Raw genomic sequence first — 251 nt, forward strand, 5'->3', positions numbered from 1 at the left:
GATTTCCGCCTCGACCTTCTTGCGAGAGTTCCCAGCACTCTTCACGGCCTTCTTGACCGTTTCCTTTGGAACGCCTTCCTTCTTCGCCTCGTAGCGAATCTCGTGATCCTGTCCGCCAGCGACCTTCGCGCGATCCTGAGCACGGCCTCGGGAAGTGGTTGCCATCTTCATATCTCCTGATGAGATCGATCACCTGGAAACGGACGTCGATTCAAGAAGTTCCGGGATCCCGCGGTTCGCGAGGATGAAGC

At 57.0% G+C, this 251-nt stretch carries 1 protein-coding gene; it reads right to left on the reverse strand.

What is annotated here, in order from left to right; all coding sequences use genetic code 11:
- Positions 1–171: DUF3606 domain-containing protein (locus tag AF337_RS38970; RefSeq protein ID WP_425287917.1), on the reverse strand; the 171-nt coding region annotated here is incomplete at its 3' end.
- Between the last annotated feature and the right edge of the window lie 80 nt (positions 172–251).

The organism is Rhizobium ecuadorense, assembly GCF_001187535.1.
Classification (GTDB): domain Bacteria; phylum Pseudomonadota; class Alphaproteobacteria; order Rhizobiales; family Rhizobiaceae; genus Rhizobium; species Rhizobium ecuadorense.